The following is a 14309-nucleotide window of genomic DNA, read 5'->3' as shown; positions in this document are numbered from 1 at the left end:
CCATAGCTCAACTTTTTGTTGGCTTCTTTTTCACGAAATATTGATGGTTGGCTGCTTAAAGTTTGTGCTGTCGTGGGGAGTGAATATTTTTATTACTTCCTGACGGCACTTCTTTCAAGGATCAAGCAGACCGTCATGTGGACTATTAAAGCCATGCGCCCGGAGTGGGTGACGCTGATTGCCAGCGCCTTTTTATTATTTGGCTTCAATTTTACTCTCTGGCAACACCTGTTTGACATTACCTCGTCCGACGGACAAGGCATTGCCATGCGTGTGGCGTTTGCGCTGATGGTGGTGTGCGCGTTCAATATCGTATTGACGCTGCTGGCCTTTCGTTATGTCCTCAAGCCAGTGCTGGTATTGATGTTTTTAATCAGTGCCGGCGTTGCTTACTTCATGGCGCAGTACGGGGTTTTGATTGACGCCGGAATGCTGCGTAACTTCGCCGAAACCAATGCCACTGAAGTGCGCGACTTACTCTCGCTGAAGTGGCTGGCTTATGTGGTTTTCCTGGGTGTGCTGCCGTCGTGGCTGTTGTGGAGAACCCCGATTAATTATCGTCGCTGGCATCGCGAAGTACTAAGTAAGGTGCTGGTGGGTGTCGTCTCGGCAGGCGTGATTGGTGTGGTGGCCCTGGTCAACTATCAAGGCTTGTCTTCATTGTTTCGCAATCACCACGAATTGCGCTTGATGATAGTGCCGAGCAATTACATGGGTGCTTCGGTCGGCTATCTGCGTGAGCAACTGATGTCCGCCCGACAGCCATTCGTCAAGATCGGTGAAGACGCGCAGAAAAGCCCGCTCTGGCAGACCCATGGCCGCAAGTCCCTAACGGTTCTGGTGGTGGGTGAGAGTGCCCGGGCGGAGAACTTCGGCATTCTGGGTTATGACCGCGACACCACACCGAAACTGAATAAAGAAGCCGGCCTGATTGCCTTTACCGAAGTGCATTCCTGCGGCACCGAAACCGCGGTGTCGGTACCGTGCATGTTCTCTGATATGGGCCGCAAGGATTACAACGCCAGTAAGGCGAAAAATGAAGAAGGCCTGCTGGATGTACTTAAGCGCGCCGGGCTGGAAGTGATCTGGCGGGATAACCAGTCAGGCTGCAAAGGCACCTGCGATCGGGTCACGATCGACGATGTGAGTAACCTCAAGGACCCGGCATTGTGCGCCGATAGCGAGTGCCGCGATGAGATCCTGCTGCAGGGTCTGCAGCACTTCATCGACAACCTTGATAAGGATACCGTGCTGGTGCTGCACCAGATGGGCAGTCACGGACCCGATTACTTCAAGCGTTATCCCAAAGAGTACGAGCACTTTACCCCGGTCTGTGAAAGCAACGCGCTGAACAATTGCAGTCGCGAAAGTATCATCAATGGTTACGACAATACCCTGGTCTATACCGATCACGTGTTGTCGACGCTGATCGACTTGCTGCGCAGCAATCAGGATAAGGTCGATACCGCAATGCTTTATCTGTCGGATCACGGTGAGTCGCTGGGTGAGTACAACCTGTACCTGCATGGCACGCCTTATATGCTGGCGCCGGAGCAACAGAAGCATGTGGCGATGCTGGCCTGGTTCTCGGACAGTTATCAGAAGGCTTTCTCGGTGGACACCCATTGCCTGCAACTGAGTCGCGAAAAACCTCTGAGTCAGGACAACCTGTTTCATTCGATGCTCGGCCTGCTGGAAGTCAACAGCAGTGTCTACAACGCCAGCCTGGACATGTTTGCCGGTTGCCGGGGCGCTGTGATCGACGGAGTGCTGGCGACCCAGTGAGATCTTCACGGGCGTTCGACCTTTTTTTCACGTGCCAGCCATTAACCTGTCGCCAGTAGATCCCTTCATAAGAGTCAGCGCGTCATGTCATCGCAGTCCCCATCCGCCATCGAGCTTGAGTTCGCCAGGCGTTACGACCAGGAGCACACTCGAGTTTGCCTGGAGACACGGCCGACCGGATTGGCCCGGCGACTTTCGCTGTGGCGAGATGAGCAGTTGGTGCGTCACGCCCTCAAGGAGGCGGGCGAGCCCGGGCTGGTGCTTGACGTGGCGTGCGGTTCCGGGCGTTTCTGGCCGGTGCTGGCCGAGCATGCCAACCGGGTCATCCTGGCGACGGACAATTCACAGGACATGCTCGAGCATGCCCAGACCCATCACTCGGCGGATTTGCTGAAACGGGTCAAAACCTTCCAGAGCTCAGCGTTTACCATTGGTTTGTCGGCTAATGCGGTGGACTGCATTTTCTGTATGCGGTTGTTTCGGCACATTGTCTGCAGTGACCATCGACTGATCCTGTTGCGTGAATTTCACCGAGTCAGCCGCGACGCGGTGATTGTTTCGGTGCGGGTCGACGGCGGCTTCAACGTTCGGTGCCGCGAGGGGCAGGGCGCTGAACAAGGGGCGTCGGCGGGTGTTGCCAAACACCAGTTGGTCGGCAAAACCCAGGTCGAGGGCGAGTTCCGGCAAGCGGGTTTCGAGATTCTCCATGCTCAAGACTTCATGCCCGGATGCGCTCTGTCGCGGGTCTATGTACTGCGTAAAGGCAGTTAGTCATGATCTGTGGGGCTATTCTGGGTAATCCGGCAGGTATTTTCGCTCAGGCTCTTGTGCACTGGATGCTCGCAATTGCCGGGGGCGATATATACTGCGCGCCATTCTTCAAGGGAGAGCCGTGTGGCCATCGATATTCACTGGATTCGCGACAACGATAGCCTCGGTCAGTTTTGCGCCGAGTGGCAGCAGCTGCCATTCGTTGCCCTCGACACCGAATTCATGCGGGTCGACACTTTTTATCCGATCGCCGGGCTTCTGCAGATTGGCGATGGCGTACGCGCTTACCTGATTGACCCTTTGACCATCGACAATTGGCAGCCGCTGGCCGCATTGCTGGAAAATCCAGCGGTGATCAAGGTCGTACACGCCTGCAGCGAAGACCTGGAAGTATTACTGCGCCTGACCGGCAGCCTGCCGGCGTCGCTGTTCGATACGCAATTGGCCGCCGCCTACCTGAACCTGGGCTTCTCCATGGGCTACTCGCGCCTGGTCCAGGAAGTGCTGGGCATCGATCTGCCCAAGGGCGAGACGCGTTCGGACTGGCTGCAACGCCCGCTGTCCGAGACCCAAATCAGCTACGCCGCCGAAGATGCGCTGCATCTGGCTGAGGTTTACATCCGTTTGCGTGCGAAACTGTCTGACGACAAGTACGCCTGGGTACTGGAAGACGGCGCCGAGCTGGTGGCCAACCTGCGCCGCGAAGTCGACCCGTATGAGGTCTATCGCGAGGCCAAACTGGCCTGGAAACTTTCCCGCGCTCAGTTGGCGGTGTTGCGTGAGCTCTGTGCCTGGCGTGAGCGTGAAGCCCGCGCTCGCGACCTTCCGCGCAACCGGATTGTCCGTGAACACGCGTTGTGGCCCTTGGCCCGGACTCAGCCGGACAACCTCGCGGCGCTGGCAAAAATCGAAGACATGCACCCGCGTACCGTGCGTCAGGACGGCGAGTTTTTGCTTGATCTGATCAAGCAGGCTGGCAGTGTATCGCCTGATCAATGGCCACCCGCCGTGCCTGAGCCATTGCCGGTCGAGGCTGCGGCGCTGATCAAGCGTCTGCGGGCGCTCGGTCAGGCGCAAGCGGAACGCCTGGAAATGGCACCCGAATTAATGCTGCGCAAGAAAACCCTGGAAGCCCTGGTCAAAAGCGGCTTCCCCGAGGGTCCTTACCAATTGCCTGATTCGCTGCGTGGCTGGCGCCGCGAATTGATGGGCCAGGCACTGCTCGACAGCCTGGCCACCGCCGGAGAACAGCCTTGAAACGTATTTGTTCCATCTACCGAAGCCTGAAGAAAGACGGGATGTACCTCTATGTGCTCAAAAGCGATGCACTGGAGCGCGTTCCGGAACCGTTGCTGGTCGCCTTCGGCAAGCCCCATCACGCCTTCGACCTGGTGCTGAGCCCCGAACGCAAATTGTCGCGCGAAGACATCACGGTGGTGCTGGAGAACCTTGAAAAACAGGGCTACCACCTGCAAATGCCACCGGCCGAAGACGAGTACATCGAGCATTTGCCCGAAGAACTGCTACGGCGCAATGATCCGATGTGACGGATGGGGCTGGGAGCCCTGCCTTACACATGAAACTGAATAATCCGGCGTAGGACGTTAACGGTGGGCAACCCCCGTCGACGACCCGCTGCACTGTTTTTGAAAGGTTTGAACCATGCGCGTTCTGATTGCTGAACACGACCACGCTCTTTACGCCCAATTGTTGCGTCAGGCTGCGCCTGACCTGGAAGTGCTCACCAGCGGCGACTCCGCTGAACTGGCAAGCTTTGCCGCGAATTGCCCGATCTGGCTCGGCTCACCGGACCTGCTGGCGACCCTGCTGCGTCAGGGTCACGAACCGCAGTGGTTGCAATCGACCTGGGCCGGAATCACGCCGTTGCTCGCCGAAGGTTTGCCTCGGCATTACCGCCTGACCCGGGCGGTGGGTATTTTCGGCCAGGCCATGGCCGAGTATGTGCTGACCTACATGCTCGGCCACGAGCGCGAAGTGCTGGCGCGGCTGGTCAGCCAGGTCGAGCGCAAGTGGGACGACCGCAAGGGCCAGAGCCTGGCCGGGCGCAAGGTGTTGATCGTCGGCACCGGTGATATCGGCCGCAGCGTGGCGCAGTTCCTGCTGCCGTTCGGTGTCGAGTTGTACGGCATCGCCAGCGAAGCGCGTGAGCTGGCGCCGTTTATCGAAGTAGCCGGGCTGGAAGATTTGGGTCGTCTGGTAGGAGAGGTCGATTACGTGGTCAATCTGCTGCCCAACACCCCGAATACCCATGACCTGTACGACGCGGCGCTGTTCAAGAAATTCAAGCCGACCGGGTTGTTCATCAACGTCGGACGCGGTGTGGCAGTGGTCGATGCGGATCTGGTCGAAGCGTTGAAGGAAGGGCATCTGGCGGGGGCGGTGATCGACGTCTGCCGTCAGGAGCCGTTGCCGCAACGTCATCCGTTCTGGACCGCCTGGGGCTTGTTGCTGACCGGCCACAGTTCGGCGCCGACTTCACCGTCGATGATGGTGCAGTTGTTTGTCGAAAACTTGCGGGCGTATCAGGCCGATACAGCGTTGCGCGGGGAAGTGGATTTCAATCGCGGGTATTGAAGTCGCGGTGATCAACTGTGGGAGCGAGCTTGCTCGCGATGGGGCCATCACATTCAGCATCACTGTTGACTGTCACGCCGCCATCGCGAGCAAGCTCGCTCCCACAGTTGGTTTTGCAGTGTGGCTTAAAGGCTGAAATCACCCTCAGCAGCTGTCTCGTCCAGCGGGCGACGCGGGCTTGGGGTTTCGCGGGCTTGCAGGTATTCGGCCAGGCTCGCTTTGTCTCCCAGCTTGCCGATCGCCACGGCGGCGTGCAGTGCGTAGTCTTCAGGAATGTTCAACTCCTTGCGGGTCAGCTCCTGATCGAAACCGGCCATGCCGTGGGTGTGCCAGCCGCTGATGCTGGCTTGCAGCGCCAGATGGCCCCAGGCCGAGCCGGTGTCGAAGGTGTGCCACAGTGCTGGCGTTTCTTCTTCGGCACCTGGGATGGTGAAGGTGGTTTTCGAAATCACGATCACCAGCGCCGAGGCGTGTTGTGCCCAGCTGCGGTTGAATTCATTCAACAGACCCAGGTAGCGCTCCCAGTTTGGCGTATCCCGACGCGCGTAGAGAAAGCGCCAAGGCTGCGAGTTGTAGGCCGATGGCGCCCAGCGCGCGGCTTCGAAAAAACTCAGCAGGGTTTCTTGCGGGATGCTTTCGCCGGTGAAGGCGCGGGGAGACCAGCGATCGGTGAACTGAGGGTGGATGGCATAGTCGGCGATGCGGGGGTTAGCACTCATCAAGAGATTCCTTGCTACGTTTGAGTATGAGCCGTGTCAGTTCACCTGATGCAACGCGGTTGAGCGTTAATGGCATTAGGTTGGGCTCCTTGCGACTGGCAAAGCTACTTTGCGGCGCAGGAACTGACAAGTCCTGTTCTACCGGCAGTCGCAAGCGCTTGGCCCCAGAGTCCTTGCACACTAGACTGGCGGCCTTTTCACTGCCTGATAACGATGCTTGAACCATGGCCGCCAAAGTCGAACCTTTCTGGATACGCAAAACCCTCGAACAACTCGATCAAGAGGAGTGGGAGTCGTTGTGCGATGGCTGTGGTTTGTGCTGCCTGCAAAAGCTTGAGGACGAAGAAGACAACAGCGTCTATTACACGCGAATCGCCTGCAAACTGCTGGACCTGAAAACCTGCCAGTGCACCGATTACACCAATCGTCGCGACTCGGTGCCCGATTGCATCCAGCTCACGCCGGGCAAGGCTGACCAGTTCAAATGGCTGCCACCGACCTGTGGCTATCGTCTGGTCAGCGAGGGCAAGGACTTGCCGCTCTGGCACCATCTGGTCTGCGGTGATCGCGATGCGGTGCACCACGAGCGGATTTCCCAATCCGGGCGCATGCTCGCTGAAGGCAGCGTGGCTGAAGAAGATTGGGAAGATCACCTGATCTTCCGTGCTGGTTAAGAGCGCACCGGTTTAGCGTTTGAACGTTGATCCACGAGGGAGTGTGTATGGCTGCGTGCTCAAGGCTGCCGTTGGCTTTTCTGCTGTTGGCGCTGAGTTCGCCACTCTGGGCGGCGAAGAAAGTCGATCTGGATTACCACGTACACCTGTTGCCGCAGAGCGACCAGGCCGAAGTGCGGCTGACACTGGCCGAGGGCGCTGCGGTACGCAGTCTGGACTTCGATCTGGGCAATCAAGGTGATTACAGCGATTTCAAGGCCGATGGTCAGTGGCAATCCACTGCGCCCCAAACTGCCGAAGGCCAGCGCGGTATCTGGCGTCCTGCCAGCGGCAAGTCCAGCCTCACCTACCGTGTGCGCATCAGCCATGCCCGCAAGAAGGGCACTTTCGAAACCCGCATGACCCCGAATTGGGCGCTGCTGCGCGGCGAAGAACTGGTGCCCGCCGCCCGACTGGATCAGCAGGACGGCATCGAGCTGGTGTCGCGTCTGGAGTTCGAATTGCCGACTGGCTGGAAAAGCGTCGAGACCGCCTGGCCGCGTATCGGCAAGCAGCGCTTTCGGGTCGACAACCCCTCACGTTTGTTCGACCGGCCGACCGGCTGGATGCTCGCGGGCACCTTGGGCAGTCGCCGCACTCGTCTGGGAGAAACCCAAGTCACGGTCGCCTCGCCGCAAGGGCAGGGCATGCGCCGCATGGACGTGCTGACACTGCTGACCTTCGTTTGGCCGCAAGTGCAGGCGGTATTCCCACGTCACCCGAGCAAACTGCTGATCGTCGGTGCCGCCGACCCGATGTGGCGCGGTAGCCTGGCCGGGCGGGATTCTATCTATCTGCACAGCCGCATACCGCTGGTCAGCGAAAGCGGCACCAGCCCCTTGGTGCGCGAGTTGGTGCAGGTATTTGGCCGGATCAACGACAGTCAACGCAGCGACTGGATCAGCGAAGGTTTTGCCGAGTACTACGCAATCGAACTGATGCGCCGGGCTGGCGGCATGAGTGACGAGCGTTATCAGAGCCTGGAGACCCGACTGGCCAGGGACAGCCACAACGTGGCTACCCTGCGGGGCGAACAAATCAGTGGGCCGGCGGTAGCCAGGGCGGTGCTGCTGTTGCAGGAACTGGACCGGGAAATACGTCTGAAAACCCGCAACAAGCGGTCACTGGATGATGTGATGCGTGCGGTGATGCGCCTGGGTAGCGTCAGCACCAAAGAGTTTGTGCAGTTGAGTGAAAGCGTTCTTGGCGAGTCGTCGAAGGTGCTGGATAGCGAGTTGTTGCAGTAATTGTCGTGACTGCTGCGTCCGAACGCGGCCCGAATCATTCGCGGGCAAGCCCGCTCCCACAGTGGATCTGAGTTGGATCACTATTATGTGTGAACCACTCGACTCCTGTGGGAGCAGCTTGCCCGCGAAGGCGTCCTGAGAATCACCATAGTGCTTCAGTCAGACCACCATCCTCCCACAGTGGATCTGAGTTGGATCACTATTATGTGTGAACCACTCGACTCCTGTGGGAGCGGGCTTGCCCGCGAAGGCGTCCTGAGAATCACCATCGTGCTTCAGTCAGATCACGATCCTGTGATCAGCGCCACTTCCATCAAACCCCGGCTTCAGGCGATTTCAGCGACTCATTGCCGGTCACCGTCGCGGTGCGGGTCGCCGCATCGGCATTGGCCTTCAAACGGCTCAACTCTTCCCCGGTCCGTTCGATTTTCGAACGCGCGTCAGTCATGTCCCGACGGCTTTTTTCCAGCAGGTCCTTCGCCGAGCTGTGGCCGGTGATGCCGCGGGCCAGGGCCACGCCGCCAATCGCCACCTGAATCAGACCGAAAATACCGCCACGGCGCAGACCTTTGCCCATCATCAGCACGCCACCGGCCAGCGAGCCAATGCGTTCCCAGCCCTGGACGTTCTGTGTTGATTGAGTCTGGAATGGGGTGGACTCGATGCGCTCGACGATTTTGCGCTCGCTCATGATCTGTCTCCAGAAGGGTGATTGATATAAAGCTGACTGCCGAAGCGGGCGGCTTGTTCCATCAAATGTTCATTGCCGCTTTCATTGCCAGATCAGAACTTCGGACCCGAGCGAGTGTTATTGCCTTTGGCCATGCGGTCGTAAAGCACCACGTTGACGGTGGCAGCGAGGTTCATGCAGCCGGTGGTCGGGATGTACACCACGTCTTCGCACCAGTCGCGGATGTCTTGATCCAGCGAGCCGTCTTCCGGACCAAAGATGTATAACGCGCGATCCGGGTGGGTGTACTCCGGCAGCGAGCGAGCGCCTTCGACCAGTTCGACAGCGACCGGGATGCAACCCAGCGGGAGGATTTTTTTCAGGTCTTCGATGCCGATCAGCGGAATGTCCTGATGGACCTTCTTGGTATCGGTGACGAAGTCGCGGGCGCGTTCATACCGCTTGCCGGTGTAGAACACCGACGCCACGCCATAACAGCCAGCGGCGCGCATCACCGAACCGACGTTCTCCGGTGATTTGGGGTTATACAAACCAATGCAGCTGTACCGTTTGTTTGCCACGAGCCGGGTGCCTTCGAGAAAAACCGCGATTATACGGGGATTGCTCGAAGGGCGGTCAGTTTGAAGATGCGTGTCGTCTGGTCAATTGCTATCGCGAGCAAGCTCGCTCCCACATTTGATCTCTGGTGTTCACAAATAGTGTGTTCACAGAAGATCCAGTGTGGGAGCGAGCCTGCTCGCGATGAGGCCTGGACTGACAGTAAAGAACTTCCTGCCTTTACTCGTCTTTTTTCATCAACCCCGCCAGCGCGGCGAAGGGGTTGTGGGTCGCCTTGGCGATTTTCGGTGAGCTGGTGGAGCCTTCGCCGAAGTACTGCTGGTCGGTGTAGCGCGAGTGCTCGTTGTCGTGGCAGTACAGGCAGAGCAGTTCCCAGTTGGAACCGTCCTGCGGATTGTTGTCGTGGTTGTGGTCGCGGTGGTGCACGGTCAGCTCGCTCAGGCGCTTGCCGGAAAACTCACGGGCGCAGCGTCCGCACACATGCGGGTACATCTTCAGGGCCTTGTCGCGGTAACCCATCTCACGGTCGCGCTGAGCGTCGGCGAGGATGCGGTCCAGCTTGGCAGTGTTGGACGGAGGCGTTGACGAACTCATGGGTTCACCTTTGTAAAAGACTAATGACGGTTATGAACCAAGTTTAGCTCAGGCCTTGAGCTTCTCGGCAATCCAGATGGTGTGCCGCGTGCCTTTGTTGCCGTGGGCGAAGACTTGCACTTCCTCGGCCTTGAAGCCGGCCTTGCGCAGCTTGTCGGAAAACTGCCGGTCAGCGCTGGCCGACCACACGGCCAGCACGCCTTTGGGGCGCAAGGCCTTGGCGCAGGCACTGAGGCCGCCGGAGGAGTAAAGCCAGCTATTGGCCTTCTGGGTCAGGCCTTCGGGGCCGTTGTCGACGTCGAGCATGATCGCGTCGAAGCCCTGCGGTTCGGCTTGCAGCACTTTGGCCACGTCTTCCATGCGGATCACCGTGCGCGGGTCGAGCAGTGGCCGACCGGATTTTTCCCCCAGCGGCCCGCGATTCCACTCGACCACGCCGGGCACCAGCTCCGCGACCACCACTTCGGCGGTCTTGCCCAGATGCTTGAGGGCCGCGGCCAGGGTGAAGCCCATGCCCAGACCGCCGATCAGCACCCGCGAGTTCGGCCGCCCGGCCACCTTGCGGCAGGGAATCTCCGCCAGGGCATCTTCGGAGCCGTGCATGCGGGTATTCATCAGTTGCCCGCCGTCACCGCCCTGGATCTTGATGACGAAGTCCTCGCCGTATTCGAACAGGCACAAGGCACCGCCATTATCGGGAATCGGGGTGGTGTCGAGCAGAACGAAACGTTTCATGGGACTCTCATCAGGGAGGGAAAAATGGCATTGAGAAGCGCAAACTTGAGCGGTTGGGAGTAGCCTGAAGATCAGCAAAAAGGGCAACGGAGCCATAGATGAAGCGCACCATTCTAACGGCCATTGTGTTGGCCGCGCTCTCGATAAGTTCAGCGCAGGCGCAAGAGCTGCAAACTGTCCCGGTTTTTCCAGGGCCGGTCTCCGGTTTACCGGGTACCGCGACGCCCACGCCGTATCCGCAGATCACGCCAATGAGTGTGCCCAAGGCTGGCGGCAGGAGCGCGGGCTCACCCTTGCTGCCACCGATTGAAATGCCCAATCCGCCCAAGGATCAGACTTTGCCGGCGTTGGAGCAAAACCAGCAGAAAGCCAAGACCCCCGGCGGTTAGACCTGCGAGAGCAGTTGCCCGCCGGACGCAGTGCCGAGTTCCTCAGGCAATGCCCAAAACCTTAAAAACAAATGCGTATTCGAGCGCTACGTCACGCAATCCCTGATAGCGGCCGCTCATGCCGCCGTGGCCAGCGCCGAGTTCGGTCTTGAGCAGCAGCAGATGGTTGTCGGTCTTGGTCGCGCGTAATTTTGCCACCCATTTGGCCGCTTCCCAGTACTGCACGCGGCTGTCGTTGTAGCCGGCGATCACCAGGGTTGCCGGATAGCTCTGGGCACTGACGTTTTCGTAGGGCGCGTAAGCCTTGATTCGATCAAAGACTTCAGGTTCTTCAGGGTTGCCCCACTCGTCGTACTCGGTGACGGTCAGTGGCAGGTCGGGATCGAGCATGGTGTTCAGCACGTCGACAAACGGCACTTCGGCAATCGCCGCCTGAAACAGCTCCGGACGTTGATTGAGCACCGCGCCGATCAGCAAGCCACCGGCGCTGCCGCCGCTGATCGCCAGTTGCTTTGATGTGGTGAAGCCCTTGGCGATCAGGTGTTCGGCGCAGGCAATGAAGTCGCTGAAGGTGTTGTGTTTGTGTTCCTGCTTGCCGGCGCGATACCAGGCTTCGCCCAGTTCGCCACCGCCACGCACGTGGGCGATGGCAAAGGCGACGCCGCGATCGAGCAGACTCAGGCGCGCATGGGAAAACCACGGGTCGAGGCTTTCACCGTAGGCGCCGTAACCGTAGAGGTAGAGCGGCGTTGGACTACCGAGGTTTTCGCGTTTGACCACCAGACTGATCGGTACCTGGGTGCCGTCGGCAGCGGTGGCCCAGAGGCGCTGGCTGACATAGGCATCGGGATCGAACGGGCCGAGGACCGGGGTTTCCTTGAGGACTTTCTGCTCGCCAGTCGCCAGCTCCAGCTGGCGGACCTGGGCCGGACGATTCAGGGCTTCGTAGCGCAGGCGGATCTTGTCGCTGACGAACTCCAGGCTGTTTTGCACATGCAGGCTGTAGGCCGCGTCGGGCAGTTGCACGCGGTAGGCGGGCAGGCTCTGGGGGCGAACCTCTATGATCGGCAAGCCACCTTCGCGCAGGCTCAGGGTCAGGGCCGAGGCGTTCAGGCTCATGCCGTCGAGCATCACGCTGTCACTGTGGGGGACCAGGTTCTGCCAGTCATCCTGGGACGGTACGACGCCGTTGTCGGCGGCCTGATACAGGGCGAAGTTGATGCCGTCGCGGTTGCTGCGAATCAGCCAGGCCCACTGGCCGTCGAGCTTGCCGTGGTCGACGTCATATTCATGGCCTTCGACTCGCGGCGCCATGCAGGTGAACGGCTGCTGCGGTTGCGTGGCGTCGAGCAGCCAGACTTCGCTGGTGGTTTTGCTGCCCAGCGACAATATCAGTTGGCGTTCGGAGCTCGAGCGGTAGCAATGCAGGAAGAAACGTCCGTCCGGCTCATTGAACACCTGCTCGGCCGCGGTGCCGTCCAGGCGATAGCGAAACAGCTTGTGCGGGCGATGGGTGTCGTCCAGTTCGCCGAAGAACAGCGTCAGGCTATCGTTGGCCCAGGTCATGCTGCCGTCGCAGTTTTCGAACGGCAGTTCACTGAGTTTGCCGTTGGACAGTTCCTTGACGAACAGGGTGTAGGTTTCTTCGCCGCTGGTGTCCAGGCTATAGGCCAGACGCTGGTGGTCCGGGCTGATGCTGAAGGCCCCTAACGAGAAGAAACCGCCGTTGGCCAGCACGTTCGGGTCGAGCAGCAGTTGTTCCTGGCTCTCATCGACCAGCAGGCTGTCATCGGCCGGGCGCGGGCAGCGGTAATGGCGGGCGTATTCATCACCGGCCGTGGTGCGGGTGTAGTACAGGTACGGGCCCCAGGGCGAGGGCAGCGACAGGTCGGTTTCGCGAATCCGCGCCTTGATTTCTTCGAACAGGGTCTCGCGCAGTTCAGCCTGATCGGCTAGCTGGGCGTCCTGATAGCGGTTTTCCGCCTTGAGGTAGTCGAGCACAGGCGCACTGTCGCGTTCCTGCAGCCAGGCATAAGGGTCGGCACCGTCAGCCTTGTGGGCGATCGGTGCGGCGAGAACGTTGGCGGATAAGGGCATGAATGGCTCTCGGACGTTGTACAAAAGAAGAGTTCGCGGACGGCGGTGCAGCCTGACATGCGAAAAGCCGTTATCATAAGCGCCTATTTGCCTGCCTTGCCATGGACACCATGACCGAGAACGACTATCTGATCGCCTGGGGCCTTTACGCCTTCGCCGCTTTAGGCTGCCTGTTGGTGTGGATGCGCATGACCCGCTGGATGTGGCGCGGGTTGCGCGAGCCATTGCGCCTGCTGATGGCGGTGTTGTTGTTTAGTCCGACCATTATCGACCCGGTGAAGGAAAAGTTTGCTCCGGCCGTGGCCATCACCGCCCTGGACTTGCTGTTCAAGGTCGGCAACAACGTCTGGCGCGCTCTCTCCGATCTGCTCATGTACAGCATGATCGCCTTCGGCATTTACCTCATATTCGTGTTGATCCGCTGGCCCATCGAGCGCGCCTCCAACGCTCGCAAGGAACAGGCCGCTGCCGCGAAAGCCGCGGTGTCGGCGCAGGAACCCGAGGATGATCAACCTTTCGGTGGTGCCCCCGGTGATGACCGCTATGGCCGTCCCCCCGTTCCGGGCAATCCCCAGCGTTTGCGAGTCGAACCGCGTTTGTAATCCTGCCCCGCATTGAAGCGAGAGTCCGAGCATGTGTGAGTTATTGGGCATGAGCGCCAATGTACCAACCGATATCGTGTTCAGCTTTACCGGGCTGATGCAACGCGGTGGCCGTACCGGTCCGCACCGAGATGGCTGGGGTATCGGGTTCTACGAGGGCCGGGGCTTGCGGTTGTTTCAGGATCCGGCGGCCAGTTGCGATTCGCAAGTGGCGCAACTGGTGCAGCGTTATCCGATCAAAAGCGAAGTGGTGATTGGGCATATCCGTCAGGCCAATGTCGGCAAGGTCTGTCTGTCCAATACCCATCCGTTCGTGCGTGAGCTGTGGGGGCGTAACTGGTGTTTCGCCCATAACGGTCAATTGGCCGATTTCCAGCCCGTCGCCAGTTTCTATCGGCCGATCGGCGATACCGACAGCGAAGCGGCGTTTTGCGATTTACTCAACCGGGTTCGCCAGGCCTTCCCGGAACCGGTGGACGTCGAGCAACTGCTGCCGGACCTGGTGGCTGCCTGCGCCGAATACCGCAGCAAAGGCGTGTTCAACTGCCTGCTCAGCGATGGTGACTGGCTGTTTTGCTATTGCTCGACCAAGCTCGCGCAGATCACTCGCCGTGCGCCGTTCGGCCCGGCACGCTTGAAGGATGTCGATGTGATCGTCGACTTCCAGGCAGAAACCACACCCAATGACGTGGTGACGGTGATCGCCACCGAGCCCTTGACCGAAAACGAAACCTGGACCCGCTACGAACCGGGCCAATGGAGCCTGTGGCGACGCGGCGAATGCGTCAGCCAGGGCCAGACCGAATAAGGACG

Annotated in this window: 16 protein-coding genes; 10 read left to right on the top strand and 6 right to left on the bottom strand. The window is 59.6% G+C overall.

Translation table 11 applies throughout. The features are described 5' to 3' along the window. Positions 1 to 135 precede the first annotated feature (135 nt). The 5 genes from AC3I0A_RS20010 (at position 136) to AC3I0A_RS19990 (ending at position 5151) form a co-directional block, all read left to right on the top strand. The gene (locus AC3I0A_RS20010; protein ID WP_489374087.1) at positions 136 to 1785 is read left to right on the top strand and encodes a phosphoethanolamine transferase; all 1650 of its coding nucleotides are present in this window, start codon (positions 136 to 138) and stop codon (positions 1783 to 1785) included. Positions 1786 to 1869: 84 nt separating this feature from the next. Then, positions 1870 to 2556, top strand: a complete 687-nt coding sequence (locus AC3I0A_RS20005; protein WP_489374086.1) for a class I SAM-dependent methyltransferase — start codon at positions 1870 to 1872, stop codon at positions 2554 to 2556. A 123-nt stretch (positions 2557 to 2679) separates the two neighbouring features. Continuing rightward, positions 2680 to 3813 carry a ribonuclease D gene (rnd, locus tag AC3I0A_RS20000; RefSeq protein WP_489374084.1) on the top strand — a complete coding sequence of 378 codons (1134 nt, stop codon included), beginning with the start codon at positions 2680 to 2682 and terminating at the stop codon, positions 3811 to 3813. After that, entirely contained in the window at positions 3810 to 4103 is a 294-nt protein-coding gene (locus tag AC3I0A_RS19995) for a YcgL domain-containing protein (protein ID WP_489374082.1), read from the top strand. The genes rnd and AC3I0A_RS19995 overlap by 4 nt, the downstream gene beginning before the upstream one ends. A gap of 115 nt (positions 4104 to 4218) precedes the next feature. After that, positions 4219 to 5151: a D-2-hydroxyacid dehydrogenase gene (locus tag AC3I0A_RS19990; RefSeq protein ID WP_489374081.1), complete on the top strand. Its 933-nt coding sequence runs from the start codon at positions 4219 to 4221 to the stop codon at positions 5149 to 5151. A gap of 125 nt (positions 5152 to 5276) precedes the next feature. On the opposite strand, the gene AC3I0A_RS19985 is transcribed toward AC3I0A_RS19990, so the two are convergent. Further along, on the bottom strand, positions 5277 to 5870 hold the full coding sequence (locus AC3I0A_RS19985) for a nitroreductase family protein (RefSeq protein ID WP_489374079.1): 594 nt from the start codon (positions 5868 to 5870) through the stop codon (positions 5277 to 5279). Between the two features lie 224 nt (positions 5871 to 6094). Here AC3I0A_RS19985 and AC3I0A_RS19980 point away from each other — a divergent pair, with 224 nt between their 5' ends. After that, complete coding sequence (locus AC3I0A_RS19980) at positions 6095 to 6544, top strand: YcgN family cysteine cluster protein (protein ID WP_419115042.1); 450 nt, start codon at positions 6095 to 6097, stop codon at positions 6542 to 6544. 47 nt (positions 6545 to 6591) lie between these two features. Further along, complete coding sequence (locus AC3I0A_RS19975; RefSeq protein ID WP_489374077.1) at positions 6592 to 7830, top strand: hypothetical protein; 1239 nt, start codon at positions 6592 to 6594, stop codon at positions 7828 to 7830. Between the two features lie 313 nt (positions 7831 to 8143). On the opposite strand, the gene AC3I0A_RS19970 is transcribed toward AC3I0A_RS19975, so the two are convergent. The 4 genes from AC3I0A_RS19970 to AC3I0A_RS19955 all read right to left on the bottom strand — a co-directional run bounded on the left by AC3I0A_RS19970 (position 8144) and on the right by AC3I0A_RS19955 (position 10408). Continuing rightward, positions 8144 to 8521 (bottom strand): YgaP family membrane protein, encoded by a 378-nt coding sequence (locus AC3I0A_RS19970; RefSeq protein WP_489374075.1) that lies wholly within the window; start codon positions 8519 to 8521, stop codon positions 8144 to 8146. 92 nt (positions 8522 to 8613) lie between these two features. After that, entirely contained in the window at positions 8614 to 9081 is a 468-nt protein-coding gene (locus AC3I0A_RS19965; RefSeq protein ID WP_489374074.1) for an RNA methyltransferase, read from the bottom strand. A 217-nt stretch (positions 9082 to 9298) separates the two neighbouring features. Then, positions 9299 to 9673 carry a YajD family HNH nuclease gene (locus AC3I0A_RS19960; protein ID WP_489374073.1) on the bottom strand — a complete coding sequence of 125 codons (375 nt, stop codon included), beginning with the start codon at positions 9671 to 9673 and terminating at the stop codon, positions 9299 to 9301. Positions 9674 to 9721: 48 nt separating this feature from the next. Further along, positions 9722 to 10408 (bottom strand): spermidine synthase, encoded by a 687-nt coding sequence (locus AC3I0A_RS19955; protein ID WP_489374072.1) that lies wholly within the window; start codon positions 10406 to 10408, stop codon positions 9722 to 9724. A 98-nt stretch (positions 10409 to 10506) separates the two neighbouring features. Between AC3I0A_RS19955 and AC3I0A_RS19950 the strand changes: the two genes are divergently transcribed. After that, positions 10507 to 10797: a hypothetical protein gene (locus AC3I0A_RS19950; RefSeq protein ID WP_489374070.1), complete on the top strand. Its 291-nt coding sequence runs from the start codon at positions 10507 to 10509 to the stop codon at positions 10795 to 10797. Between the two features lie 42 nt (positions 10798 to 10839). On the opposite strand, the gene AC3I0A_RS19945 is transcribed toward AC3I0A_RS19950, so the two are convergent. After that, positions 10840 to 12894, bottom strand: a complete 2055-nt coding sequence (locus AC3I0A_RS19945) for a S9 family peptidase (RefSeq protein ID WP_489374068.1) — start codon at positions 12892 to 12894, stop codon at positions 10840 to 10842. Positions 12895 to 12995: 101 nt separating this feature from the next. Between AC3I0A_RS19945 and AC3I0A_RS19940 the strand changes: the two genes are divergently transcribed. Together AC3I0A_RS19940 and AC3I0A_RS19935 are read left to right on the top strand one after the other, a co-directional pair. Then, positions 12996 to 13496, top strand: coding sequence for an MFS transporter (locus AC3I0A_RS19940; RefSeq protein ID WP_489374066.1), 501 nt, complete (start codon positions 12996 to 12998; stop codon positions 13494 to 13496). Between the two features lie 31 nt (positions 13497 to 13527). Then, on the top strand, positions 13528 to 14304 hold the full coding sequence (locus AC3I0A_RS19935) for a class II glutamine amidotransferase (RefSeq protein WP_489374064.1): 777 nt from the start codon (positions 13528 to 13530) through the stop codon (positions 14302 to 14304). Positions 14305 to 14309 lie beyond the last annotated feature (5 nt).

The organism is Pseudomonas sp. KH_024_B2, assembly GCF_057839965.1.
This window is presented reverse-complemented; position numbering and strand designations above follow the sequence as displayed.

Coding starts and splice junctions, on each gene's coding strand:
- AC3I0A_RS20010 (WP_489374087.1), top strand. CDS start 136: ATGTGGACTATTAAAGCCATGCGCCCGGAGTGGGTGACGCTGATTGCC.
- AC3I0A_RS20005 (WP_489374086.1), top strand. CDS start 1,870: ATGTCATCGCAGTCCCCATCCGCCATCGAGCTTGAGTTCGCCAGGCGT.
- AC3I0A_RS19990 (WP_489374081.1), top strand. CDS start 4,219: ATGCGCGTTCTGATTGCTGAACACGACCACGCTCTTTACGCCCAATTG.
- AC3I0A_RS19985 (WP_489374079.1), bottom strand. CDS start 5,870: ATGAGTGCTAACCCCCGCATCGCCGACTATGCCATCCACCCTCAGTTC.
- AC3I0A_RS19980 (WP_419115042.1), top strand. CDS start 6,095: ATGGCCGCCAAAGTCGAACCTTTCTGGATACGCAAAACCCTCGAACAA.
- AC3I0A_RS19975 (WP_489374077.1), top strand. CDS start 6,592: ATGGCTGCGTGCTCAAGGCTGCCGTTGGCTTTTCTGCTGTTGGCGCTG.
- AC3I0A_RS19970 (WP_489374075.1), bottom strand. CDS start 8,521: ATGAGCGAGCGCAAAATCGTCGAGCGCATCGAGTCCACCCCATTCCAG.
- AC3I0A_RS19960 (WP_489374073.1), bottom strand. CDS start 9,673: ATGAGTTCGTCAACGCCTCCGTCCAACACTGCCAAGCTGGACCGCATC.
- AC3I0A_RS19955 (WP_489374072.1), bottom strand. CDS start 10,408: ATGAAACGTTTCGTTCTGCTCGACACCACCCCGATTCCCGATAATGGC.
- AC3I0A_RS19950 (WP_489374070.1), top strand. CDS start 10,507: ATGAAGCGCACCATTCTAACGGCCATTGTGTTGGCCGCGCTCTCGATA.
- AC3I0A_RS19945 (WP_489374068.1), bottom strand. CDS start 12,894: ATGCCCTTATCCGCCAACGTTCTCGCCGCACCGATCGCCCACAAGGCT.
- AC3I0A_RS19940 (WP_489374066.1), top strand. CDS start 12,996: ATGGACACCATGACCGAGAACGACTATCTGATCGCCTGGGGCCTTTAC.
- AC3I0A_RS19935 (WP_489374064.1), top strand. CDS start 13,528: ATGTGTGAGTTATTGGGCATGAGCGCCAATGTACCAACCGATATCGTG.